General features: G+C 66.4%; 35 protein-coding genes, 2 pseudogenes and 1 other annotated feature. Of the genes and pseudogenes, 31 read left to right on the forward strand and 6 right to left on the reverse strand.

Going from position 1 to position 23,058, the window contains the following annotated elements; all coding sequences use genetic code 11:
* Positions 1–35: 35 nt before the first annotated feature.
* The 17 genes from MA875_RS16045 to MA875_RS16125 all read left to right on the forward strand — a co-directional run bounded on the left by MA875_RS16045 (position 36) and on the right by MA875_RS16125 (position 11,249).
* Positions 36–287, forward strand: a complete 252-nt coding sequence (locus tag MA875_RS16045) for a helix-turn-helix domain-containing protein (RefSeq protein WP_248243259.1) — start codon at positions 36–38, stop codon at positions 285–287.
* A 274-nt stretch (positions 288–561) separates the two neighbouring features.
* Positions 562–846 (forward strand): hypothetical protein, encoded by a 285-nt coding sequence (locus MA875_RS16050; RefSeq protein WP_248243260.1) that lies wholly within the window; start codon positions 562–564, stop codon positions 844–846.
* A complete protein-coding gene (locus MA875_RS16055) occupies positions 847–1,929 on the forward strand; it encodes a M23 family metallopeptidase (protein WP_248243261.1) in 1,083 nt (360 codons plus the stop codon).
* A gap of 16 nt (positions 1,930–1,945) precedes the next feature.
* Entirely contained in the window at positions 1,946–2,821 is an 876-nt protein-coding gene (locus MA875_RS16060; protein WP_248243262.1) for an FHA domain-containing protein, read from the forward strand.
* On the forward strand, positions 2,818–3,144 hold the full coding sequence (locus MA875_RS16065) for a hypothetical protein (protein WP_248243263.1): 327 nt from the start codon (positions 2,818–2,820) through the stop codon (positions 3,142–3,144). The genes MA875_RS16060 and MA875_RS16065 overlap by 4 nt, the downstream gene beginning before the upstream one ends.
* A gap of 423 nt (positions 3,145–3,567) precedes the next feature.
* On the forward strand, positions 3,568–5,394 hold the full coding sequence (locus MA875_RS16070; RefSeq protein ID WP_248243264.1) for a hypothetical protein: 1,827 nt from the start codon (positions 3,568–3,570) through the stop codon (positions 5,392–5,394).
* Between the two features lie 336 nt (positions 5,395–5,730).
* On the forward strand, positions 5,731–6,618 hold the full coding sequence (locus tag MA875_RS16075; protein WP_248243265.1) for an ArdC-like ssDNA-binding domain-containing protein: 888 nt from the start codon (positions 5,731–5,733) through the stop codon (positions 6,616–6,618).
* 33 nt (positions 6,619–6,651) lie between these two features.
* Complete coding sequence (locus MA875_RS16080; protein WP_248243266.1) at positions 6,652–7,281, forward strand: DUF6349 family protein; 630 nt, start codon at positions 6,652–6,654, stop codon at positions 7,279–7,281.
* A gap of 33 nt (positions 7,282–7,314) precedes the next feature.
* Positions 7,315–7,620 carry a hypothetical protein gene (locus MA875_RS16085; RefSeq protein WP_248243267.1) on the forward strand — a complete coding sequence of 102 codons (306 nt, stop codon included), beginning with the start codon at positions 7,315–7,317 and terminating at the stop codon, positions 7,618–7,620.
* Positions 7,621–7,968: 348 nt separating this feature from the next.
* Positions 7,969–8,217, forward strand: coding sequence for a glutaredoxin domain-containing protein (locus MA875_RS16090; protein ID WP_248243268.1), 249 nt, complete (start codon positions 7,969–7,971; stop codon positions 8,215–8,217).
* A gap of 44 nt (positions 8,218–8,261) precedes the next feature.
* A complete protein-coding gene (locus tag MA875_RS16095; protein WP_248243269.1) occupies positions 8,262–8,678 on the forward strand; it encodes a hypothetical protein in 417 nt (138 codons plus the stop codon).
* 69 nt (positions 8,679–8,747) lie between these two features.
* Entirely contained in the window at positions 8,748–8,981 is a 234-nt protein-coding gene (locus MA875_RS16100; protein ID WP_248243270.1) for a hypothetical protein, read from the forward strand.
* A gap of 72 nt (positions 8,982–9,053) precedes the next feature.
* Positions 9,054–9,440 carry a single stranded DNA-binding domain-containing protein gene (locus MA875_RS16105; RefSeq protein ID WP_248243271.1) on the forward strand — a complete coding sequence of 129 codons (387 nt, stop codon included), beginning with the start codon at positions 9,054–9,056 and terminating at the stop codon, positions 9,438–9,440.
* A 79-nt stretch (positions 9,441–9,519) separates the two neighbouring features.
* On the forward strand, positions 9,520–10,317 hold the full coding sequence (locus tag MA875_RS16110; RefSeq protein ID WP_248243272.1) for a ParA family protein: 798 nt from the start codon (positions 9,520–9,522) through the stop codon (positions 10,315–10,317).
* Positions 10,314–10,712 carry a ParB family protein gene (locus MA875_RS16115; protein WP_248243273.1) on the forward strand — a complete coding sequence of 133 codons (399 nt, stop codon included), beginning with the start codon at positions 10,314–10,316 and terminating at the stop codon, positions 10,710–10,712. The genes MA875_RS16110 and MA875_RS16115 overlap by 4 nt, the downstream gene beginning before the upstream one ends.
* A gap of 2 nt (positions 10,713–10,714) precedes the next feature.
* Complete coding sequence (locus tag MA875_RS16120; RefSeq protein WP_248243274.1) at positions 10,715–11,023, forward strand: hypothetical protein; 309 nt, start codon at positions 10,715–10,717, stop codon at positions 11,021–11,023.
* Positions 11,004–11,249 (forward strand): hypothetical protein, encoded by a 246-nt coding sequence (locus tag MA875_RS16125; protein ID WP_248243275.1) that lies wholly within the window; start codon positions 11,004–11,006, stop codon positions 11,247–11,249. The genes MA875_RS16120 and MA875_RS16125 overlap by 20 nt, the downstream gene beginning before the upstream one ends.
* An 824-nt stretch (positions 11,250–12,073) precedes the next feature.
* On the opposite strand, the pseudogene MA875_RS16130 reads toward MA875_RS16125, so the two are convergent.
* Together MA875_RS16130 and MA875_RS16135 are read right to left on the reverse strand one after the other, a co-directional pair.
* A pseudogene (locus tag MA875_RS16130) lies at positions 12,074–13,310 on the reverse strand (IS3 family transposase).
* Positions 12,924–13,039 (reverse strand) — a sequence feature (AL1L pseudoknot). Its footprint overlaps the pseudogene before it by 116 nt.
* Positions 13,279–13,864: pseudogene (locus tag MA875_RS16135) on the reverse strand (transketolase-like TK C-terminal-containing protein); the annotation flags it as partial. The pseudogenes MA875_RS16135 and MA875_RS16130, both read right to left, overlap by 32 nt.
* A gap of 214 nt (positions 13,865–14,078) precedes the next feature.
* Between MA875_RS16135 and MA875_RS16140 the strand changes: the two are divergent.
* Positions 14,079–15,248, forward strand: a complete 1,170-nt coding sequence (locus tag MA875_RS16140) for an ATP-binding protein (protein WP_248243335.1) — start codon at positions 14,079–14,081, stop codon at positions 15,246–15,248.
* Between the two features lie 33 nt (positions 15,249–15,281).
* On the opposite strand, the gene MA875_RS16145 is transcribed toward MA875_RS16140, so the two are convergent.
* From MA875_RS16145 to MA875_RS16160, 4 genes are all read right to left on the reverse strand, one after another.
* The gene (locus tag MA875_RS16145; protein ID WP_248243277.1) at positions 15,282–15,728 is read right to left on the reverse strand and encodes a Rho termination factor N-terminal domain-containing protein; all 447 of its coding nucleotides are present in this window, start codon (positions 15,726–15,728) and stop codon (positions 15,282–15,284) included.
* Between the two features lie 256 nt (positions 15,729–15,984).
* On the reverse strand, positions 15,985–16,335 hold the full coding sequence (locus tag MA875_RS16150) for a hypothetical protein (RefSeq protein ID WP_248243278.1): 351 nt from the start codon (positions 16,333–16,335) through the stop codon (positions 15,985–15,987).
* Positions 16,332–16,934, reverse strand: a complete 603-nt coding sequence (locus MA875_RS16155) for an Asp23/Gls24 family envelope stress response protein (RefSeq protein WP_248243279.1) — start codon at positions 16,932–16,934, stop codon at positions 16,332–16,334. Before MA875_RS16155 ends, MA875_RS16150 begins: the two co-directional genes overlap by 4 nt.
* Positions 16,925–17,497, reverse strand: a complete 573-nt coding sequence (locus MA875_RS16160) for an RNA polymerase sigma factor (RefSeq protein WP_248243280.1) — start codon at positions 17,495–17,497, stop codon at positions 16,925–16,927. Before MA875_RS16160 ends, MA875_RS16155 begins: the two co-directional genes overlap by 10 nt.
* Positions 17,498–17,634: 137 nt before the next feature.
* Between MA875_RS16160 and MA875_RS16165 the strand changes: the two genes are divergently transcribed.
* From MA875_RS16165 to MA875_RS16225, 13 genes are all read left to right on the forward strand, one after another.
* Positions 17,635–18,123: an Asp23/Gls24 family envelope stress response protein gene (locus tag MA875_RS16165; protein WP_248243281.1), complete on the forward strand. Its 489-nt coding sequence runs from the start codon at positions 17,635–17,637 to the stop codon at positions 18,121–18,123.
* On the forward strand, positions 18,120–18,308 hold the full coding sequence (locus tag MA875_RS16170; protein WP_248243282.1) for a DUF2273 domain-containing protein: 189 nt from the start codon (positions 18,120–18,122) through the stop codon (positions 18,306–18,308). The genes MA875_RS16165 and MA875_RS16170 overlap by 4 nt, the downstream gene beginning before the upstream one ends.
* A complete protein-coding gene (locus tag MA875_RS16175) occupies positions 18,308–18,715 on the forward strand; it encodes a hypothetical protein (RefSeq protein WP_248243283.1) in 408 nt (135 codons plus the stop codon). The genes MA875_RS16170 and MA875_RS16175 overlap by 1 nt, the downstream gene beginning before the upstream one ends.
* A complete protein-coding gene (locus tag MA875_RS16180; protein WP_248243284.1) occupies positions 18,712–19,296 on the forward strand; it encodes a DUF2189 domain-containing protein in 585 nt (194 codons plus the stop codon). Before MA875_RS16175 ends, MA875_RS16180 begins: the two co-directional genes overlap by 4 nt.
* Positions 19,293–19,907, forward strand: coding sequence for a hypothetical protein (locus MA875_RS16185; protein WP_248243285.1), 615 nt, complete (start codon positions 19,293–19,295; stop codon positions 19,905–19,907). Before MA875_RS16180 ends, MA875_RS16185 begins: the two co-directional genes overlap by 4 nt.
* 25 nt (positions 19,908–19,932) lie before the next feature.
* Complete coding sequence (locus tag MA875_RS16190) at positions 19,933–20,139, forward strand: hypothetical protein (protein WP_248243286.1); 207 nt, start codon at positions 19,933–19,935, stop codon at positions 20,137–20,139.
* A 91-nt stretch (positions 20,140–20,230) separates the two neighbouring features.
* Positions 20,231–20,401 carry a hypothetical protein gene (locus tag MA875_RS16195; protein WP_248243287.1) on the forward strand — a complete coding sequence of 57 codons (171 nt, stop codon included), beginning with the start codon at positions 20,231–20,233 and terminating at the stop codon, positions 20,399–20,401.
* Positions 20,402–20,425: 24 nt separating this feature from the next.
* Complete coding sequence (locus tag MA875_RS16200) at positions 20,426–20,692, forward strand: GlsB/YeaQ/YmgE family stress response membrane protein (RefSeq protein WP_248243288.1); 267 nt, start codon at positions 20,426–20,428, stop codon at positions 20,690–20,692.
* Between the two features lie 42 nt (positions 20,693–20,734).
* Positions 20,735–21,280: a hypothetical protein gene (locus tag MA875_RS16205; protein WP_248243289.1), complete on the forward strand. Its 546-nt coding sequence runs from the start codon at positions 20,735–20,737 to the stop codon at positions 21,278–21,280.
* Between the two features lie 51 nt (positions 21,281–21,331).
* Positions 21,332–21,493, forward strand: a complete 162-nt coding sequence (locus tag MA875_RS16210; RefSeq protein WP_248243290.1) for a hypothetical protein — start codon at positions 21,332–21,334, stop codon at positions 21,491–21,493.
* Positions 21,494–21,546: 53 nt separating this feature from the next.
* On the forward strand, positions 21,547–21,717 hold the full coding sequence (locus tag MA875_RS16215; RefSeq protein WP_248243291.1) for a CsbD family protein: 171 nt from the start codon (positions 21,547–21,549) through the stop codon (positions 21,715–21,717).
* A 64-nt stretch (positions 21,718–21,781) separates the two neighbouring features.
* Positions 21,782–21,988 (forward strand): hypothetical protein, encoded by a 207-nt coding sequence (locus MA875_RS16220; protein WP_248243292.1) that lies wholly within the window; start codon positions 21,782–21,784, stop codon positions 21,986–21,988.
* A 77-nt stretch (positions 21,989–22,065) separates the two neighbouring features.
* Positions 22,066–23,007, forward strand: a complete 942-nt coding sequence (locus MA875_RS16225) for a diacylglycerol/lipid kinase family protein (RefSeq protein ID WP_248243293.1) — start codon at positions 22,066–22,068, stop codon at positions 23,005–23,007.
* The last annotated feature ends 51 nt before the right edge of the window (positions 23,008–23,058 follow it).

Genomic DNA, 23,058 nt, shown 5'->3' on the forward strand with positions numbered 1-23,058 from the left:
ATTCTGGAGGCGTGGAGTCAGCTGGAGGGCCCACGATGAGCGATCGTCCGGATGCGGTCGACCGCTTATTCGAGCAGTGCCCTCCGACGCTGGGAACCACAGAGGTAGCAGAACGGCTTGGAGTGTCCGCGAAAAGTGTCTACGGGTGGCTGAGAGACGGCCTGATCCCCGGATACAAGATCGGCACAACCTGGTTTGTCATCACCGACGAGTTGAAAGACACGCTCCGCAAGGGCGCGAACACTCGCCGTGACACCGGCCCCGTGGTCGTGATCCAACAGGAGTAGCCCCAAGGAGACCAACGTGCGGAAGATCGGGTCGGCGCTTCTGGTTGCCGCAATCGCTGCAACCCTTGTCGCTTGCAGCGGCGTGAGCACTCTCGGCCCTGGACCCAGCGCCACCCGTAGCAGCGCCGGCCCGAGCTTCCCTGACCTTGACCAGTTCACTCCCGCACCCGAAGGCCTCATCGACGAGGACAGCGGCGAAACGCATGATCCTCGACCCGTACCCACGTGGGACGGCGAATCGCGTCAAAGCGCTGTGAGTGCTGCGGAGACGGTGATGGCCGCATACGCGCGACCCGATCTGTCCTTCGAGCAGTGGTGGGCCGGATTGCAGCCGCTCCTTGACCAGAAGGCGACCCAGGACTACGCCTTCATCGACCCAGCGCGGATCGCCGCAACCGGTGTCACCGGTCCCGCCGTGATCACGAACGACGACAGCGCATATGTCGCCACCGTTGCCGTGCCGACTACCGCTGGAACGTACAGCGTCGTCATGAGTCGCGCCGACGCGACATCCCCGTGGCTTACCAGCCGGTTCATCCTCCCGGAGGGTGTGAACTAGATGGTCGCGCTCAAGGGCAGCGGCGTCTACGCCATCGCCGCGGTACCGCTGCTCATCATCGGAACCATGCTGGGCCTCGTCGTCATAGGCGATGACAACTCCTGCGGTGCCTCCGTTGCGGCGGACGGCTCGAGCGTGTCCATTGACCCCGAGTCGGTTTCTCACACAGAAATCGCCGGGTATGGACACGAGCAGCTCGTCAACGCCGCGTACGTCATGCAAGCCGGGAAAGATCTCGGATTGACTCCGCGGGACCAAACGATCGGTGTCATGACCGCGATGGGCGAATCCAGCCTCCGCAACATCGACTACGGCGACTGGGAAACCGGCGGGGTCACTAACCCCGACGGCACCCGCACGACCTCCATCGGTCTCTTTCAGCAGCAGGACGGCTGGGGTAGCCGGGAAGAACGCCTGGACCCCTACATCTCGTCGACGAAGTTCTTCCAGGCGATGACAGCGAAAGTTCCCGACCGCGCATCACTGGAACCGACGATCGTCGCCCACCGCACGCAGGTCAACGCCGACCCGTACCACTACACCAGGTACTGGGAAGGCGCCGTGCAGATCGTTGAGGGCCTGACAGGCATCCGCACAGGCCTCAACCCCGCGGACGGCAGCCCCAGCGGTGGCGCCTGCGAAACCCTCGTGCCCGGCACCGTCAGCGCACAGGGCTGGGCTGCTCCTGCCTCTCCCCCAGTCAGCAGTCCCTACGGGATCCGCATCCACCCGATCTATGGCACCGCTCGCCTCCACGCCGGCACAGACCTCGCACCCGTGTGCGATGCGCCGATCTGGGCGGCACAAAACGGGGTCGTCGCGGGCCGCGGTTTCGATCGCAGCGGCAACGGTTACATCACCATCGACCACGGCGGCGGGATCGCCACCCGCTACCTGCACATGTACGACTCCGGAATGCTCGTACAAACCGGCGACCAAGTGACCGCCGGCCAACAAATCGCCCGGGTGGGCAGCAGCGGCGAGTCAACCGGCTGCCACCTGCACTTCGAGGTGCAAATCAACGGCGAAAACGTCGACCCCCAGCCGTTCATGGCAGCAGTCGGCGTCCCCCTCGGACAGTAGATCAGGAGACGTACCCATGAACGCCACAGAGCCGCTCACAGGGCTGCACCGCATCCCGGAGTGGCCCCGGCTTGCCGCCACCGTCGCCCGTGACGGCACAGGCACCCTCACACTCAACGGCGTCAGCCGCGCGTGCGCGGCCGAATCCGTCGCGGCGCTCCGCACCGGCATCATCGCGCGCGCCGTAGCGATCAGCACCCAGCTGCGACGCCCGATCCGTCTCGATGTGACCGAGGAAGGTCGCACACACGCCCTCGCAGTGCGCCCCGAAGGCTACGTACAGCTCATCGGCACCGACGGCACCATTCCCGCACCCGACGGCCTCAGCATCGACGAGGGCCGCTGCCGCATCTGCCGCCGACTACAGCCGGTGACCTCCGCAACCTGCGTCCAATGCAAAATCGACGAACCGCTGCGCCCCGAGGTCGCTCCCCCGGCCGAACCAAAGACCGTCGCGCCCCCCGCCACCGTGCCGGTCACCCAAACTCGGCTGGGTGAGCTCGAGGAGCTACACAACATCGAGCACACGCGCATCAGCCACCGCACAGCGGCATCCCCAACACCTCACGCCGCCGTGCTGCACCTGAGGTTCAGCACCCAGCGCAGCGTCGACACTGGCCCGCACGTCGTCATCGGGCGCAACCCGGAGCCCGTGGATGGACGCGAACCGCTCGCCGTCGTCACCCCTGGACGGATGCTGTCGCGCACCCACGTAACGATCGACGTCGATGACGCCGGCCGCATCATCGTGACCGACCTTCATTCCGTAAACGGCATCGAACTGCAGTCCGTGTCGCCGCAGCGACTCACCCCCGGTGAACCGACCGTGATACCCGACGGCGCAACAATCCTTCTCGGCGATGTCTACTGCACGGTTACAGAGGCGCCGTGAACTACACACGCACCCGTCGGCGCGTCGCCGCAATGTTTATGCATAATCCCGGCACGATGACCTGTATGAGCGACTACGGCCGACGCGCGCGACGTCCCAACGACGCGCCGACGGTCCTGCTACAGGGCCGTGTATCCCCCACCGCACGCGACGACGTGCGCGAAGCAGCCGAGGCATCCGGCGTCACCATGTCCTACTACCTTGACGCGCTCATTACGAAGCTCGTCAACGAGAACGGCGGAATGCCGCTCGTTGACCCCCCCGCGCGAGACCGCGCGAACCAGCTCGATATCCCTGGGGAGGCCGCGACGAGAGCCGCATAACAAGCAAGCCCCCGTCTCTAGGAGACGGGGGCCAGAGCTAAGTGCCTGATCTTCTTGAGTTTGGCGACCTGGTAGATCGAGGCAGTTCCGACAAGAACCGGTAGGGAACCGGGGCTTTGTCGTACCCATCGACCGGGGTCGAAAGGTGGTGTCATCATAACCCCTACTACGAGCAATCCGCAGTATTCGCGCGCAGATTCATGGACAGTAACGCTCGCAATCAGCCCGCGCCCCCGCGTACGCGTCGCCGTCGTCGACGCGTACGGTGCGATCGCGAACGAGTACCGCGATCGCGCGATCGGCGCGGCTGCTCCTGAGCGACCGTGGGCGGTCTACCTTGCTGCACCGGATCAGCGGTTCCGGCTTCTCGCGTTCGACCTCGACGCCCACGGCGACCCCGCAGCCGCAGCTCGCGACGCCGACGTGCTCTCCGGCCTTCTCTCCGACGTCGGCCTGTCGCACGTCCTTTGCGAGTCCGGGCCGACCGGCGGCCGCCACCTATGGGTCAGCCTGGCCGAGTCCGTCGAGGCCGAAACTGTCGCCACCCTCGCGCGTCTCGCGCGGCACCTGTGCCCCACCCTCGACCTCTCCCCCCTCACGAACCCCGTGACGGGCTGTGTGCGGCCCCCAGGAGCGCCGCACCGTGCCGGCGGGCACTCCACGGTCCTCCGAGGCGACCTGGACGTGCTCAGCACGCCCACGGCCACCGCTGCCCAGGTGCGCGCGCTTGTGAGCGTCCTCGCCGGCCTCGTCGATGACACCGAGCCCGCTCGCACCATCGACCCGCACGCGCCGCTGCCGCTGGACGCCCACGGCCGTTTGCACCTGGCGGGCCCCCGCCGCCAGCTCCCCGCCGTCAGCGCCGCAGCGCTGCATGAGACGCCCGCCGACGCCTCAGCGACGCTGTGGCGCGTCCTGGTCGGCGCAGCGGCCGCTAGGTGGCGGCACGCTGACGTTGCCGCCCTCGTCGATACCGAGCCCGGCCTGGAGCACGTCCGTAGCCGCGTCACCCCCCGCGGTCGCGTGAACCGCTCCCGCGTCGAGCAGCGCCGCGTGCTCGCCCGTCAGTGGGACAAGGCCGTGCGGTACGTCGCGGCCAGTGATCGCCAGATCGGGGACGATCCCACGTTCGACCGGCGCGCCGACGCGATCGCCGCGCACGTGCGCGGCGTCCAGCGACGCGCCGACGCCGCAGCCGGCCGCTGGGCGCGCGGAGGAGGCCCCGCCGATCGCCGCATCCTCGACGTGCTGTGCGTACTCGCCCTGCACGCACTCCGCGGCTCTCTGGAAGCCGATACCCGTCGCCTGGCCCTACTGGCCGGCGTCGGCCGCGAGACGGCCAGGACGGCGCTGCTGCGCCTGGCCGAGGACGGATGGATCGCACAGACCGCGGCCGCGGACGGACCCCGCGCCGCTCACTGGACGATCGACCCTCAGAGCGCTCTCCACAGCAACTCGGATCATGCCCGGTCACAAGCGGACCCGCGCCCCCCTGGGGCCGGGGCCGCTGAGAGAACCGCGATCCTCGCAACGCTCCGCGCACGAACAACGGATGCCGCACACGACCTGTTCACCGCTACCCGCCCCGCGCTCGGGCACCTGGCCGGGAACCTCTACGCACGAATCGACACCACAGCTCGCCCCCTCGACGAACTCTCCCCCCTGATCGGCGCCGACCCGCTACGCACCCGTCGACTGCTGCACCGCCTCACCTACGCCGGCATCGTCGAGCGCGCCCGTGACGGCTGGCACCGCGTCGACGCGCTCCCCCTCGACGTGGCCGCCGAGCGCGCCGGAGTCGCCGGGCGACTCGACGCCCGCGCTACCCGCTACCGCGTCGAGCGCGAGGCGTGGGCGTGGTGGAAGGCCGAGGAGGCGTGGATGCACGCACCCCGTCGACCCGACGCGAAACGTCGACCGAGCCGGGGGCAGCTCTCCCTCGTCCCCGACGACGGCACCCACGCCTACGGCCCACACCCGCGCCGACCCGATGGCCGGCTCGACTACGCCGCAGCTCGTCGCATCATCGTCGAGGAGCGCGAGGGAACGGCCGTGCGGCCGTACGACCGCAACGCCGACGGAGATCTCCGCTCGAGAACCCTCGTCGACGCCGCCGACGTCGAAGCCGTCGACGAGGAATGGATCGATCCGGGCTACTGCGCACACGGCATGACGATCGGCGTCAGGTGCCGCTACTGCGACGGCCCCGCAACGAAGCCGATCGAGACACCACGACGGCGAGTCGCCTAGCGACGATCCGCTGCGCGGAGGCGAGCCCAAGGGCTCGCTGGTCGAGCCGGCGTTGCCGGCACTGTCAGGGCCTTCGGCCCGTTCTTTTGCCGTGAAGCCTTCGGCAGCATACGGTCGGCCAACCTCCGTTCAAGCGGCTGCGCCGCCGGCTCCTCCGAGACTTTCGGCACGCGGTCGCTTCGCTCCCTCACATCGCGCCGAAACTCTCTCCCCCACCGCCCTCCGGGTTGCACTCCGGCCGTCCTCCCTAGCGGCGGTAAACCGCCTTCACGGCAAAAGACGTGGGGGTGAGACAGACACAAATAGTACTAATCCCGTTAGGTGGAGGTTCCGAACATGGCACGCACAGTCAAGAACACCAAGAGCCCCGAGGAGCGCCGCGCCGAGGCCGAGGCCCTGCACGCGACGATCGCGGAACAGGTCGAGGCGCTGCGCGAGTCCGAGACGTGGGCGCGGTTCCTGACCTTCGCGCAGTCGTTCCACCGCTACAGCCTGGGGAACCTGCTGCTGATCTTCTCCCAGTGCCCCGAGGCGTCCCACGTCGCCGGTTACCGGACGTGGCAGAAGCTCAACCGCCAGGTGCGCAAGGGTGAGCGCGGAATCCGCATCTTCGGCGGCCGCGACGTGCGCGAGACGGTCGAGAACGAGCAGACCGGCGAGGAGGAGGAACAGCGCCGGGTGCGATTCTTCCCGGTGTCCGTGTTCGACATGGGACAAACCGACCTCATCGACGAGGAAGCGGGCGACCCGGCCGACATCGCGCGCCCGCTCACCGGAGACGACCCCGCGGGCATCTTCGACGCCGTGGCCGACTACCTCACCGGCAAGGGCTGGACCGTCGAGCGCGAGCAGATCGCCGGAGGCGCGAACGGGTACACCACCACCGACGGCACGCAGCGCGTCGTGATCGACGCGGACCTCTCCCCCGCTCAGGCAGCCAAGACCGCCCTTCACGAGGCCGCCCACGTCATCCTGCACGCCGAGGAAGATCACGCCGAGTACGTCGAGCACCGCGGGATCAAGGAAACCGAAGCCGAGAGCGTCGCCTACATCGTCGCCGGGATCCTCGGACTCGACACCAGCGCCTACAGCGTCGGCTACGTCGCCGGGTGGAGCAAGTGCGAGGCCGAAACGATCAAGGCCACCGCCGCGAACGTGCTGCGCACCGCGCACACCCTGGCCGACGCGATCACCGAGCCCGCCCCCGAGCCGGTCGCCGCGTAACCCGAATAGTACTAATCCCGTTAGGAGAACGTCATGCACGGAGAGCCGACCCTGTTCGATATGGCCGAGTTCGAGCGCGAGGCCGTCGCCGCCATGCCGTGGGAGGGCGTGCCGCTGCGGTACGTCACCGAATATCACCACCCCGACGACCTCGTGGCCGCGTTCGAGCGGTGGAAGGGCGAGAACGGCAGTTTTGGATGCCTGATGCGCTCGCACATGTGGCACCGCGCGTACTTCGGTCGGCAGGACGTCGCCGCGAGCGACGAGGCCCACGAGCTGCACATGCTCAACGCCGACACTCGGTGCGACATCCCAGAGCACGACCACACCGTCGACCCGCTCCCCGGCGGGCTGATGTACCAGGCGAACTGCCCGCCATGCCACTGGCACGTCATCACCGAGCACGAGAACGAGGCCGTAGAAACCTGGCACGACCACGCGATGCCCGGATGGCGAGCCCTGCCGATCCTGCCGACCAAGCTCAGCACCGCCGACGAAAAGAAGGCCCGCGCCGTTGCGGCGAAGTGGTGCGCGGAGAACTACCCCGCCGAGTGGCAGCGCCCCGGCGCACCCGTCATCACTCGACGCGACCCCCACGGCGGCCGCCACGTCGGCGGCCGCTCCCCCTTCGGCGGCTACGACCTCGCCGCCCCCAACGACTGACCCGAACAGTACTAATCCCGTTAGGAGAACCACATGCACACCCTGACCCCGAGCGACGTCGCCGCGCTGCTTGACGACCTCGCGCAGCTCCTCCCCTTCCCGACGATGATCTACACCGACATGGGCGCGGATAGCTGGACTCCTCAGCTCTACTTCGGCCCGGTCGACCCGTCGTCAGACCTCCCCGAGCACCGCGCCGGGATCGACGCCGACACCGTGCGCCCTGTGTGGTGGATCGACCTCAACGGCGGAACCCGAACGATCCTCCTCAACGAAGTGACCCCTTACGACGTGTGCAACGTCGCCGCCCGGATCGCCGCCACTCAGCAATGCGAGTGACCCTATTAGTACTGTTCCCGTCGCCGCGACGTGTGGCGGGAACAGTACTGTTCCCCGATCACGTGCCGCAGCTCACGACCGCGGCGGCCGACACCGGACGGAGCCGGCGCCGGCTAACGGACGGCCGGACGGAGCCGGCCGACTGTCAGGGCCTATCGGCCCGTTCTTTTGCCGTGAAGCCTTCGGCAGCATACGGTCGGCCAACCTGCGCGCCAGTGCTTTCGCGGCATATCCTCCCTCGCTTCGCTCAGTCCGGTATTCCACGGTCACTGGCACTACGGCCGGCTCTCCCTAGCGGCGACAAGTCGCCTTCACGGCAAAAAACGAGTGGGGTGGGAGGATCACGAAATGGAAGTGCTAACCGTCTACACGACCGGTCCCCAGTGTGGGAAGTGCCGGATGACGAAGATGATGCTGGACAGCAAGGGCATCCCCTACGTCGAGGTCAACATCACCGAGCACCCCGAAGCACGCGAGTACGTGACCGAGGAACTGGGCTACACCGTGGCCCCTGTCGTCGTGGTCGACGATGACGATCACTGGTGCGACCTCCGACCCGATCAGATCGAGCGCGTCGCCGCTCACTTCGCTGCCTGACCCCGCTACCCCAAATAGTACTAATCCCGTTACAAGGAGGAACCATGACCGACCGCAACCTGACCCCGTATGACCGTGGCACCCGCTTGGAGCCGCAGCTCTGGCCGCTCGGGGACGACCCCGACAGCTACGGGCGCGTGGACTTCGACGACGAGGAGTCGCGAACGATCCTGACGGCCTACGTCGAGCGCGAGGGCGACGGCTACGCCATGCACGTGCACGGGATGGCCGAACCGCTGAGCCTCGTCGTCGACGGCGGCGGGCGGGTCGTTCCGGTCGACCGCGAGCTGTGCGAGGGAATCGACATGCTGCTGAGCATGGCCCGGCGCGGCCGCGAGGACTTCGAGCACCAGGCCGCCTATGGCGACTACACCGCCGAAGAACGCGCGACAGCCGATCGCCTGTGGCTGCTGGCCGAAACGGTTGGAAAGCTGCTGGCCGAAGAAGCTAAGAAGGCTTGACCCTCAGTAACCCTAATAGTACTATTAGAGTTACACGGAACTAGAGACGATACGGAACCAGGACACGACATGCAGAACCTCATCATCACCAAGCTGGCCGACCTTCACGCGGGCGACCGCATCCTGAGCTGGGACGGGCGGCCCTACCGCCCGGCGCGGATCGTCGCGCAGCGCCTCGGCTACATCGGGGCGGGGAGTGTCCAGGGCGTGCGCCTCGTGAACCCCCACCCGACCAGCGACATCGAGCACGTGCTGTACCCGTCGCAGATGGATGGCCGGCGATTGGAGGTCGAGCGCCCTTAGCTATCCCCTTGTAACCCCATTCCCGCTAATAGTACTGTTCCCACTACCGGGACGAAACCAAAGGAGCACACCATGAGCTACATCACCCGCACCGGCAACCTCGCCGCAACGCCCACCCTCCGCGAGGGGGACAACGGCCCGTACACCTACGCCCGCGTCCTCGTCAGCGATCGCATCCGCCAGGAGAACGGCAGCTACACCGACGGCCCCACCGTCGCCTACGACGTCGCCGTGAGCGGAAACCAGGCGCAGAACCTCGTCGAGGCGGCGGAGGAGTCGGGGAACATCCGCGTCACGTTCTCTGGCCGCTACTGCGTCACCGAGTACAAGGGCGACCAGGGGAGCCGCTTGCAGCACGAGGTCCGAGCCGACGAGATCGCGGTGAGCCTGCGCGGGCAGAGCGTCCGCGTGGTCGGCAAGCCCTCGACCGCCGACCAGGGCGACGACACCCCGTTCTGATCCCGCACTTAGGGGTGCGCCTCCACCGCGGGGCGCACCCCTAACAGTACTATTGCCGTTACACATGAAAGGTGACACCGTGACCGCTCGAATCCTCGCCCTCTGCAATCAGAAGGGCGGCGTCGGCAAGAGCACGACGACATTCCACCTGGCCCGCGCCGCGGTGCTGGCTGGCCGTCGCGTGCTCGCCGTCGACCTCGACCCGCAGGGGAACCTCACGACGTCGATCGCAGCCGAAACCGTCGAGGAAGATCAGCCCGGCCTAGCCGATGCGCTGAGCAGGCACGCCGACGAGACGCTGCGCGACGTCATCGTGCCGGGGCTGTGGCCCGGCCTCGACCTCGTGCCGACGTCGGGCGTCGAGCTCGGCAGCGTGCGGGATGAACTCGTGATCGCCGGAGCGGGCCGGGAGAGCCGCCTACGCGCTGCGCTGCGCGAGGTCGCAGACGACTATGACCTGATCCTCATCGACTGCGCGCCGAGCCTTGACCAGCTCACCAGCAACGGCCTGACGGCCGCCGACGGGGTAGTGGTCGTGACGCACTCGAAGCTGTGGAGCGCCAACGGCCTGACGCAGCTCCTCGACACGATCGCGCTCGTGCGCGAGCACTACAACGCGCAGCTCGACGTCGCCGGCATCCTCATCAACCAGCACGAGGAGAACACCGTCAGCGGCCGTGCCTGGCTCGACGACCTCACCGAGGCGGCCGAGGCACGCGGCCTGCGCGTGCTTACCCCGCCGGTTCCCAAGCGCGTCGTGATCGCGGATGCCGTCGAAGCGTCCAAGGGCCTCGACGAGTGGGGGAGTACCGAAGCAACCGCACTCAGCGGCCTCTACAGCGGCCACCTGACCACCCTCGAAGGAGTACGCGCATGAGCGCCCGACCCGAACGCAAACGCTCCACCCTCAGCGGGCGGAACCCCATCGCGCCGGCCGCTGAGACGCCGCAGGAGCCTCCCGCAGCCGCTCCCACGCCTGCTGCACCGGCCCCGCCCGCAGAGAGCGTCACAGAGCCGCAGGCGGCCGCCCCGAAGAAGCGCAGCAAGTACCCGCCCAAGGTGTCGTTCTACCAGGAGCAGGAGGACACCGACCGCATCCGCGGCGCGATCATGCACACGATCCCCTACGAGGGCGTGCGCAGCCTCTCGCAGTTCCTCAGCGGTGCCGCGATGAAGGAAGTCGAGCGGCTAGAGCGCCAGTACAACGACGGCAAGCCGTTCCCGCCGGTCGGGGCTCGAGAACTGCCCCAGGGCCGACCGATGGGGGAGTGACGTTGGACACGCAGCCGTCACCGTCATTCGAGCCCGTCTTGCTGGACCTGACTGACCCGAAGGACTACGCCCTGTTGGTAGGCGCGCTGGAAGAGTACGCGGGCGAGATGGCGCACCGCGCCGAGACGGAGGATCAGCGGATCGCGTACAACCATCTCCCCGAGAGCGCCAGCGAGGCCGACCACTGGCGCGCCCAATCCGAGCGAGCCCAGCGCATCATCGACGACATAGAGCGCCAGCTCGACGCGAACGGCGTAGCTCGCCGCAGGGTGAAGGACGAACAGACCGAGGATGGAGAAGGCCATGACTGATGCCGAAATCAAGGCGATCGTTCGCTCGATTCGACCCGCGCTACAGCGCGCGAATCTCGACGAGGAGCAGCGTGCGCAGCTCGTCTATGACCTCGTGCGCGAGGTCTACGAACACGTGAAGTTCGACGTCTACGGCCCCACAGTCGACGCTCCCGAGCGCGGCCGGATCGGTGAAGTGCTGAACGTCGCACTGCCGACTGCAGGTGTCGGTATTGGGGCGGGATGACACTAGATGTCACGCGAAACCGGCGGGTTTCCGGACGGCCAAGGCCGTCTTGTCATGACATATTCCTGGCGCAAGTGCGGGGTCTCGGGGATGGAAGCCCTCAACGGGTGTTGATCACTGGGGATTCCAGTGCGATCAGCCCTGAGTGCTGAAGGTCAGATCCGTATCGTTTCGGCGGTCAAGGCCCGGCGAGTATTTGCGGAACTAATAGGTCGCCCAGGGTTTCCTGGTTTACAGCGTAAGGTTAATGGATGCGGCCGAGCGACTCGATCCTGAGCGTCTGATGTTCAATGCGCCCAGTACGGGGCGCTGGCGTCGATGCTGAGGGGGAACGCTGCGGGTGGAGAATGTACCTGATGGTAAGGGAGTCACCGATCAGAGCGCTCCGGCTAGCGAAGACCTGAGTCGGCTCATCGAAGAGGTTACTGACGCGCATGAGGGTGAGGGTGCCGCGGCGATGGCAGATCAACTGCGTGACCAACTCCCGGAAACGCAACGTGTAGAGGAATCTCCGGGAGACCTCGAAGAGTAACGCCACCATTGGGTAGTTCCATGGGGTGTCCCCGGCGATTCACGGCGCTCGTCTTCAGGCCTCGACGCGCAGATCGATGAATGCTTTACCGACGCGCAAGCGGTAGGTGCTTAGGGGTCTTTGGGTAGCTTCCTCCTCGGACATCTTCTCCTGGAGCGTCGCGGACGCGATACTTTCCTCCGCTGACGCTCCCAGCTGATTACCCTGTCGATGTGGACCGACGAACGCGTTCACTCCTTTGCCGGCTGGGTGAGCACTACTGAGTCGATTTGAATCGGCCTGACTTTCGTTCCTATCGGGAGCCTTGTCTGACAGGTGCCGGATTGGCTGATTCGAGGTCAGCGTAGTACGCGTCTTCGACCTCTGAGGGTGTGCGCATGTCGAGTTCTCCGTGGAGCCGGGAGTTGTTCCACCACCACACGTATTCGAGGGTTGCGAGCTCGACCTGCTCGACCGTTCGCCAGGGTCCTTGCTGACGGATCAGTTCGGTCTTGTAGAGGTTGTTGATCGCCTCTGCGAGGGCATTGTCGTAGCTGTCGCCGACGGTCCCGGTGGATGGGATGGCGCCGAGTTCGGCGATCCGGTCGGTGTAGACCATCGCAGTGTAGTTCGACCCGTGATCTGCATGATGGATCAGCCCGTCGAGGCGGCCTCCGGCGTGCCAGGCGGCCATGTCGAGTGCCTGCATCGGCAGGATCTCCGACCGCAGCGTGGAGGCGACGTTCCACCCGACGATGCGCCTGGAGTAGACGTCGGTGACGAACGCGACGTAAGCGAACCCGGACCACGTCGCCACGTAGGTCACGTCGCAGATCCAGAGGCGGCGAGGTGCCGGCGCGGTGAAGCGCCTGTTCACCAGATCGGCAGGCAGCGTCGTCGTCTTGTCCGACCGCGTGGTGAACATCCGCTTCGACTTCTTCACACCCCGGACCCCGGCCAGACGCATGAGCCGTTCGGTCTGATCACGGCCGATCTCCCAGCCTTGTCGACGCATCAGCGCATGCATCTTCCGTCGCCCGTAGACGCCGTAGTTCTCCGCATGCAGCCTGGCGACCTCCGGGACGAGCAACTCGTCCCGGAGGCGTCTGGCCGATGGCAGACGTCGTTTCGCGGCACGATATCCGCGAGAGGTAATGAACCCACGAACTGCCGCGCGCAGCACACGGCAGATGGCCTCGACCCCGAACTGATCCCGATGCTCGTCGATGAAGCGGATCATCTCATCGTGGGGCGGTCGAGTTCCTTGGCGAAAAACACACTCGCAGCCCTGAGGATCTCGTTGCGCGCCGCAACTCGGCGACCTCGCGACGCAGCCGCGCGTTCTCCTCGGCGACATCGCTCGACACTCCGGGCCGCTGGCCAGCATCGACCTCGCGCCGGCGATGCCACACCCGCAACGTCTCCGCGCTCATGCCCAGCAGTCCAGCGACATGTCGGACGGCGGTCATGAGGTTCGGATGATCCGGCTTGGCCTCATCGAGCATCCGCAGCGCACGCTCACGCATCTCGGGCGAGTACTTCTGATTCATCGTGTTCCATCCTTGCTTGAAGAACGGAACGAAAGTCAGGCCGATTCAATTGGGTTGCTGCGCGAATCGTGTCAAGGGCGGCGCTTACCACGGTGTCGGGGGTAACCCCCAACTCCCGAAAGAGGGTCTCGTAGTCTGCGGACGCCCCGAACTGTTCGATGGACACGGCGCGGCCGTTGTCGCCGATGATGTCCCGCCAGGGCAACGCGAGCCCTGCCTCCACCCAAAACCCGGGCGGCTACCGAAGCGGGAAGCACCGATTCGCGGTAGCTGGTGTCTTGTTCGACGAACCATTCCAGGCACGGAGCGGACACCACCCGGGCGCCGATGCCCTCCGCGGCGAGCCGGCCGCGGGCCTGGAGGGCGAGTTGCACTTCGGAGCCGGTGGCGATCAGGATCACGTCTGGGTGCTCGCAGGGTGCGTCGGCGAGGATGTACGCGCCGCGCACTGCGCCGGCGGCGGAGGCAAGGGTGTCACCGGACGCGTCCCCGATCCCGCGGGAAAACACCGGAAGGTTCTGCCGGCTCAGCGCGAGCCCGGCGGGCGCTGGGCGCGGCCAATTGGGCAAGACCCGGACCTGCTGGCCCGCACCCGTGCGCGCCTGGTACCGGTGAAGCAATGCTGCCGTCAGAATTGTCGCCGCTGCCGGACACGACACCCATGTGTCCTGTGCTGCACGTCGACCTCATCGACGGTTGAAGGAACTTATGACAGGTTGTAGTGATCCGCTATAACCTGGTAGATGTTCCTACATTCGGAGTGTGAGCATGGACGCAGTCCGCAACCCTTACTCGCCCGGCGCCGGGCGGAAACCTGCCGCGCTGGTCGGCCGCGATGACGCCTTGAAGGGGTGGGGGACGTCGCTGCGGCGTGCGGAGGCGGGCCGGACGGATCAACCGTTCGTGCTGTACGGGCTACGCGGGGTGGGAAAGACCGTGCTGCTGTCGGAGTTTCGTCGGAACGCGGCCAAGCGCGGGTGGGTGGTCGCGCAGATCGAAGGCGGGTCCGGCAAGAACTTGCGGCAGTTGCTGGGGGAGGCCTTGTACGAGCCGCTCACCGATCTCGCCCGCCCCTCCGCAGGGACGCGCATCTTGAAGGCGTTGAAGACCGCGTTGAGTTTCAAAGCGTCCTACGACACCGCCGGGACGTGGACATTCGGGGTGGACCTGTCTGGCGCCAGTGGGGGAGGAGCCGACACAGGGATCCTCGACACGGATCTGCGGAAACTGATCCATGACCTCGCCGACGCTGCCGAAGACGACGGCGTCGGGGTGGCGATCCTGATCGATGAAGCCCAGGATCTGTCCGCTGAGGAGCTCACGACATTGTGCATGATCGCACACGCCGCAGCACAGGACAGTTGGCCGGTGCTGTTCGGGTTCGCCGGGCTGCCGAGCCTGCCGAGGATCCTTGCGGAAGCGAAGTCCTACGCGGAGCGGTTCCAGTACGCCAAGGTCGAGCAACTTACCCTCGACGCCGCCGGCGCTGCCCTCACCATTGCCGCGGCGACGGAGGACGCCACCTGGGATGAGGACGCGGTTGACGTGGTGGTGGCCGCATCAGGCCGCTACCCGTACTTCCTGCAACAGTTCGGGCAAGACACCTGGGCCGCCGCGACCGGCCCCCAAATCACTGAGGCCGATGCGCAGCTCGGTGTCGCGCGGGGGACGGCGCAGCTGGATAACGGGTTCTTCCGTGCCCGGTGGGACCGCGCCACCCCAGGGGAGCAGCAGTACCTGCGTGCGATGGCTGCGGACGGAGACGATGGGAGCGGGTCCGGGCAGGTCGCCGCCCGGCTCGGGAAGAACATCACCACCCTGGGACCCACCCGCGCGAACCTGATCGCGAAAGGCCTCATCTACGCCCCCGAATACGGGGTCGTCGCGTTCACCGTCCCCGGCATGGCATCCTTCATCGACCGGCAGATCACCCCGTAGCGCGGGGTTCGCGTGCGAGGGGGATCTGTCCTGTCAGGAGGGCGGGGTTATCGCGGCCATCAAGGTGGCTTTGTTCATCCGGTAGTACCCGGTGATCTTCTGTTCTTTCGCGCGGGCTCGTAGTTCGACGAGTGTGGGTGAGGAGTGCGCGGACGTGCGTCCGGTTCGCCCGTTTCGTGGCGATGTGTCCGCGTGGGACGCGTCGACGGTCACAGGTGATGGTGTCTGGGGAGCGCGGAGAGAGGGGGATGCGTCCGCGCGGCGGGTGGCGGCGGCGTGTGCGGCGGAAAGTTCTTCGGATTCTTTGGCGAGCTTGTCAGCTCGCTTTCGCAGTTTCTTGGATGAATGAGCGACCGCGCTGCGCGCCTCGCGTACCGCCCTTTTCGCGCGGGAGAGGGCCTTCTTCGCGGCCTTCTCGGAACTCTTCTTCGTGTCCTTTTTCTTGGCAGTCTTTTTCTTGGTTGTCTTGGTCTGCGCCACGATGCGCACCTCCAGGTGTGAAGTTGGCCTGGCCGGCCTGAGCCCACCATAGACGCGACCGAGATGGCGCGGCGGGCGGATCCTCTCGAGTGATCTCTGAGTTATTCAGTGGACTCGACGTACCCAAAGCAGGGGCACTTGGTCCATGTGCGTCCAGCGAACAGGTCGGATCCGCAGGCGCCTTGATGCTCCTCTCGGTCATGCCCGCAGCGCATGCACAACTCCGAGTCGGTGCGAACCATTTCCCGGTTGCCTCTCAGCCAATGCGGGAGATCTGGACGGTGATGATCGCGTCGGATAGGTCCCCCACGCTTTCGAGGAGAGTGTCGGCGACGCGGCGAGCGGTCTCGGTGGCGGGGACGTTGTTGCTGACACCAATGCGCGCGGTGACTGTCGTGGTGCCGTTGCGGGTGGAGACGTCAACACGGTTGAAGCGTTCGTCCTGCCCGGTGGCCAGCGCGCTGATAAGGTGCGGGACTTGGTTGATGGTCGGTGCGGGCGCGAAGAGGTCTTTCACCCCGCTGACGTCGCGGATGGCCCCGGTGAGGGTATCCGGGTCAAGCGCTGCCGCTGGTGGGTGCTCGGGGGCAGGGGATTCGGCGGTCATTGCTGTTCCTTCGGCGCGGTGTCGTGCCCGTGAATGTCTTCGATCGTGACGTTGACGGCGGTGACGTTGAGGTGGGTGTGTTCGGAGAGCGCGTTGTAAATGCGTTGCCGGACGTCGTGTGCGGTGGGGGTCATCGGTGTACCCCAGGCGATGCTGAGGGTGACGCTGACGATGACCGGCGCGTCTAGCTGTTCGGCGTCCCCGTCGAGCTGGCACTTTCCGATCACGGTTCCCGGGATCTGATCCGTGATGGAGCGGAGCAGCGCCCGGACCGCGCCCTCGGTGACGCTCATCCTCACCCGCGGGTCGGGATGGTGCAGCGGCAGAGCCCGACCCGCACGTACGTCGTTGTGGATATTGGTCATGATCGTGTCCAGCCATCCCGCCGGGGGTGGGGGCAGGTGGGCGGCGTCATCCTCGAGGAGGTCGCGGGACAGTTGCGAGACTTGGGCGAGGGCGTGGAGGGCGTTGAGGCATTCGGGGCAGGTCTCGATGGTGGGGTCGAACGGGATCCGGTCGGCGGCGAGGTAGGCGCTGAGCTCTTGGATGGTCTTGCCGCAGTCCAGGGCGCGGGTGGTGCTGGTGTCGGTCACCGCCATCCCTCCATCTGCGCGTAGATACTTGCGCGGGCTCTGGCTAGTTTGCCTCGAACGGTCGATCGAGGGATACCAAGTTCCTTTGCAATGTCGTCGTAGCTGAGCTCTCCGACCTCCCGCAACAGCCAGCATCGCCTTTCTTGCTCGGGCAGGGCCTCGAGCGCATCGGCCAGGGCCGTCAGTTGCGCGTTGCGAACAGCGACGTTCTCCGGCTCCATGGTGGAGGGGTAGGCGGCGTCCAGGATCGGGAGAGCCTCGGTGGGGGGCGGGTGGCGGAGGTGCGCGAACGCGTGCCTGCTGGCGACCCGCATCAGCCAGGGTTTCACCGCCGCCGGGTCACGCAGCTCGGGAAGCCGTCGCCACGCGGTGTACAAGGCTTCTTGGGTGACATCGTCTGCGTCGGTGAGAGATCCGACGATGCGAGAGACGTACGCGCGAATCAACGCACCATGCCGGGCAATGAGGGCTTCGAATGCGGCCGCGTCGCCGCTGATAGCCCGTTCGGCGAGGATCTCGTCGGAGATCTCATCCAGGTCGGGGGAGGGAGTGTCGCGCCGTGAACTCATGTCGCAAGAAAATTCTTTCAACGAATTTGTGACGAATGTGCCCGCAGGCGACTCTTACATTGTAAGCGCGAGTATATCGCGCGACGCAGCGACCGACCAGGCCGCGCGTACCCCGTCACAACCGTTAGAGGAATCCCATGGCTGAAGACCTGAACCCCACCGCCCCCACGACCGCTCCCGCCACGCCCAAGCCGGCCACCGGCTCCCGCGTGGACCGCTCCTTCGCCCCGCGCCCCGCCGGTGACGAGTCCGCAGCCGGCACCACCACCATCGCCGACGGTGTCGTGGCCAAGGTCGCTGGCATCGCCGCGCGTGAGGTTCCCGGCGTGTACGCACTCGGCGGCGGCGGCGCCCGCGCACTCGGCGCGATCCGCAACGTCATCAACGCGGACGACAAGTCCCAGGGCGTCAAGGTCGAGGTCGGCGAGACGCAGGCTGCCGCCGACATCACCATCGTCGTCGAGTACCCGATGCCCGTCCAGGACGTCGCCTCCAACGTCCGCGCCGCCGTTGCCGGTGCGATCAGCTCGCTGGTCGGACTCGAGGTCGTCGAGGTCAACGTCGAGGTCAACGACGTGCACCTGCCCTCGGACGACAAGAATGAGGAAGAGTCGCGCGTCTCATGAGCCCGACCATCACCGGCGCTCTCCTGGGCGCCATCCTGGCCGTCTCGATCATCCTGTTCGGGTTCTGGGGATTCCTCCTGGTCGCCCTGTTCATGGGGATCGGGGCGCTGCTCGGCCGGGTCGCATCGGGCAAGCTCGACGTGCGCGGCTTGGCCAACGCGTTCTCCGGCCGGCGCACCTCGTAATGGGTGCACCTGGAGCCGGCCGGGACGGCGGCGACCCCCAGCGGGTCGCCGCCGGGGCGCCGAACGCGATCCCCGCCCACCCCGGCCGCATCACAGTCAAGGACCGCGTCCTAATCAAAATCAGCGAAGAGGCCACTGCAACCATCCTGAAGGTGGACCGCGGAGAGGTGAAGGTCGACGTTGCCGAAGCGCGCGGCGGGATGACGGTCACCATCCGCACCCCGCTTCCCATCCCCAATCTGGACGACACTGCCGCGATCACCGCCGGCGCCCCGGTGCTGGAAAGGGTTGCTCGCATCCAAGAGCTGCTGCGGGACCGGATCGGGCAGATCACCGGACATGAGGTGACCCGGGTGAACATCACCATCACCGGTGCTGTGATCGCTGACCAGAAACGAGTGAGATGAGCACCCCCGCCTTCAAACGCGTCCTGCGCCGGGAATCCCATTCCCCCCGCACCGTCGCCATGATCGTCGCCGTCGTACTGATGATCGTCGTTCTCGCTTACCTCGGTACCGAAATCGTCCTGTACCTTCTCGCCCAGCCCGCATTGCTGCTCGGCCCGGCCGCGCAGGCCGGATTCTTGATCGGGCTTCCCACCGAACGCCCGGGCTGGCTTGTCGTGCTGGCCGGTGTGGTCCTCGCGATCGTCGGATTCGTGTTCCTGTTCCTCGCTCTGGCCCCCGGTAAGCTGCCTAAGCACCGTATGCGGTTCGGAGAGCGGGCAGTGCTCGTAGATAACGGGGTGATTGCCTCCGCTCTCGCGCAGCACCTCAGCGAGGAGACCGGGCTCTCCCGCGACGACATCACCGTCGGCGTTTCGCACCGCACCGCCGACGTCACCCTCCGCCCGGGCCTGGGTATCCCGCTGGATGAAGCACCGCTGAAAAACATCGTGCAGACCGAGCTGGACAGCTACGAGCTCACCCCATCGATCAAGTCACGGGTGCGGGTCGTGCGCCCGAAACAGAACGAGGACGAGCAATGAACCGCACCAACCGTGCCTTGAACAGGATCGTCCTGTTCCTCGTCGGGCTCCTTTTCCTCGCTATCGGTGCTGTGCTGGTCACCATCATCGTGTGGCCGGCCGCGACCGATTACTGGACCGGAGCCACCGAAGCCGGACAGTCTTGGCTGGAGACCGCGGTCGACCAGACCCTGATCGGGGCGACCGCGATCAGCTGGATCGCGATCGCCGCGCTGGCACTGATCGCGCTCCTCGTGATCCTGCTGATCGTCGCGCTCACCCGCATCGGCGGCGGCCGCACCCACACCGTGCTGCGCTCCACCGGATCCCAGTCCTCCCTGGGGCGAGTCACCGTGCAGGAAGCGTTCGTCTCCGACGCGCTCAAGCATTCCCTCGCGCAGCGGGACGAGATCCTGTTCTCCTCAGTGACGGCGAACGACATCCGCAAACATCCGGTCATGCACGTGAGCGTCACCCCCCGGCAGAACACCTCGCCAAGGCAGGTCGTGGAAGACGTCGACCAACTGGTCAGCAACCTCGCCACCCTGACCGGGAAGAACACCCCCACCTACATCTCGGTGCACTCCGGGCTGCGCGCGAAACTCGCCCACGATCAACGACGCCTGACCTGACCGGCCCGGCGTGAAAGAGAACACCATGACCTATCTGAGGATCCTGCTCCTCGCGGCAATCGCATTCGGCGCGTACACCCTCGGCGCCCGTGCCGGACGGGGTCGCTACCGCACCATCAAGAAGAACGCGAAGAAGGCGTGGAACACACCTGGGGTGCGCTCCGCGCGCCGCACAGCCCGCGCGACGAGTAAACGGGGCAGCCGGAAGCTGACTCGCGCACTCACAAGGTAGGCAGGAACTCATGCGTGCGCACCACGAAAACGACCCCGATTACAACAGTGGGGAACGGGCGTCCGGCGTGGACGAGCCCTCGACCGTGGACATGGCCGCCACCATGTCCGCAGCCCTCACGGCGGCGCGGGCGGCTGTAGATACAGGGATCGACCGGCTGCGGGACGCATACGCCCGCAACCCCACCCGCACCGTCACCCTCGGCTTGCTGTCCCTCGCTGGACTTCTCGCTGTGATCACTACCCTTACTCGCCGCAACTGACCCCTCACGAAAAGGACACATCTCATGGGATTTCTCGGCTTCTTGCTTCTCGGCCTCATCGCCGGCGCTCTCGCAAAACTGATCCTCCCCGGGAAACAGGGCGGTGGCTGGTTGATCACCCTTCTACTAGGCGTGATCGGAGCCCTCCTCGGAGGCTGGTTGGGTGGGCTGCTCTTCAACGCCCCACTGCAGGACTTCTTCTCCCTGCAGACCTGGCTGCTGGCCATCGGCGGATCGATCCTTGTCCTGCTCATCTACGGCTTCATCGTTGGACGCAAGTCCAAAGCGTGACCTCCACCCGCCCCTCAATCTCCCTCAGATAGGACACCCCTCATGGCTGCACGGAATACGCTCGTACGCTCGCTGCACGACCTCGGACTTGCTGCCTGGTTCGGGGGAACCCTGATGGGGGCGGTGGGGCTGAACGGTGCGACAGCAAAAGCGAAGGACCCCGCCGAGCGGCTCCGCCTGTCCTCGCTTGGGTGGGCACGATGGGCGCCCGTCCAGCTGGCCGCGATCCTGGTGCACGGCACCGGCGGGGCAGGGCTGATCCTGGGAAACAAGAGCAGGCTGGCAACCCAACCCGAGGCGCGAACCAACACCAAAGTAAAGCTGGCTCTCGCTGTTGCCGCAGCTGCGGCAACCCTGTACGCCGGGATCCTCGGGGCGAAGATCAGCAAGCACGCCGACGAGGGCAGCAACGGAGTCACCGAACCGACCCCTGACGCCTCCGACGAACTTGCTGCGGTGCAGCGCCAGCAGCAAGTGGTGCAGTGGGTGCTCCCCGCACTCACCGGTGCGCTCATCGTGCTCGGCGCTCAACAGGGAGAGCAGCAGCGACCCGTCGCCGGGCTACTGCGACGCATCACCCACCGGTAACGGCGACACCGCACGTGGACGCGGGTCGCAACCGATTAGTCAGGAGAGAGCATGCAGGAACAGCCGCACGATAAGAAAAGCTCGAAGGCACGCGAAGATCACGACGCCGGGGAGAACGACGGCGCTGCTCACGCGGGTTCTGAGTCGCCGGAAGAGGGCGCTGCGGCGATGGACGCCGCCGAAGACGCCGTCATCGACGACGACCACCAGTGACCACTCACGCCGCGCCCGCGGCGTGAGCCTGTTAGAGGAAGGGAGACCCGTTCATGGGACTCGACGACAAGATCAAGAACACCGCACAGGACCTCACTGGCAAGGCCAAGGAAAAGATCGGCAACGCCACCGACAACGACAAGCTCGCTGCCGAAGGCGTCGCAGACCAGGCCGACGCGAAGGTGAAGAAGGGCGTGGAGAACGTCAAGGACGAACTGAAGTGATCCCTGCGGGTGGGAGGAAAGATTCCTACCTTCCTCCCACCCGCTCACCGATGAAGGAGCAGTCATGACCGAGCACGACAAGCCACTCTCAGAGGACAACGCTCTCGAGGGTCCGGATATCGAGGTCCCCACCCATGACCCGGAGGGCACCACCAAGCCCGATGGCCTCGGTGAGGATGGCACCATCCCCAACCACCCCGGCGGAGTCGCCGCAGGACACACCGGCACGGCGTCAACGTTCGAGCCCGAAGAAGACGAACACTCCGAATAGACACCCGACGCACGCGAGGGTCGAGACGAACGTTCGAGCCCGACCCTCGCGCGGCATCCCGGACAGAGGAGAACGCGATGACACGGCGCCTGGCGATCGTATGGAACCCATCGAAAACCGACCGTGACGCCCTCGCCGAGGGTCTCCGGGCCGCACTCTCGGACACTGCGGCCCCCGAGGTGTCCTGGTGGGAAACCACAGAGGACGACCCTGGACGGGACGCCACCGCCCAAGCCATCGCGTGGAACCCTGATCTCGTCGTGGTCGCCGGAGGGGATGGCACCGTGCGCGCCGTCGCCGAACACCTCGCCGGAATCGACTCGTCTGTGGAACTGGCAATCGTGCCCCTGGGCACGGGGAACCTTCTGGCCCGCAACCTCGACATTCCCCTCAACGACCTGCCGGCCGCGTTCACGCGCGCACTCACCGGGCAACCGCGTTCCGTGGACATGGGGTGGGTAGACGTCGAGCTTGCGGATGGCCATGAGCGCCACGGTTTCGTGGTGATGGTCGGGTTCGGGATCGACGCGCACATGATTGCCGAGACCAACGACGATCTCAAAGACAAAGCAGGCTGGCTCGCCTACGTCGAATCCCTCGGCCGGGCTTTGTCCGCCAGCGACATCGTGCCGTTCCATATCACCGCCGATGACCAGCCCGCCCGCGACGAAGAAGGCCACACCCTGCTGATCGCCAACTGCGGCACCCTGCAGGGCGGGTTCACGCTTCTGCCTGACGCGGACCCCTCGGACGGGGAACTGGACTATCTGCTGCTCAGCGCTGAGGGTATCGGCCAGTGGGCGGGAACGCTGAAGACGATGCTGTGGGACAACGGTCTGAAGCGCCTTATCGGAAACAGCGACGAGACCACCAGCACCGACGCGGTCACCCACGCCCGCGCCCGCAAACTAGAAGTGACCCTCCCCGAACCCCACCCGTTCGAAGTCGATGGCGAACAGATCGGCGACACCCACGCGTTCACCGTGACCGTGCAACCGGCCGCACTGCACATCCGCTGACCACCGCGCAAGGCCGGTCACGGCCCCACCCCTCAGCGTCCGCCCGGTCCC

The organism is Microbacterium kunmingense, assembly GCF_023155745.1.
Taxonomy (GTDB): domain Bacteria; phylum Actinomycetota; class Actinomycetes; order Actinomycetales; family Microbacteriaceae; genus Microbacterium; species Microbacterium kunmingense.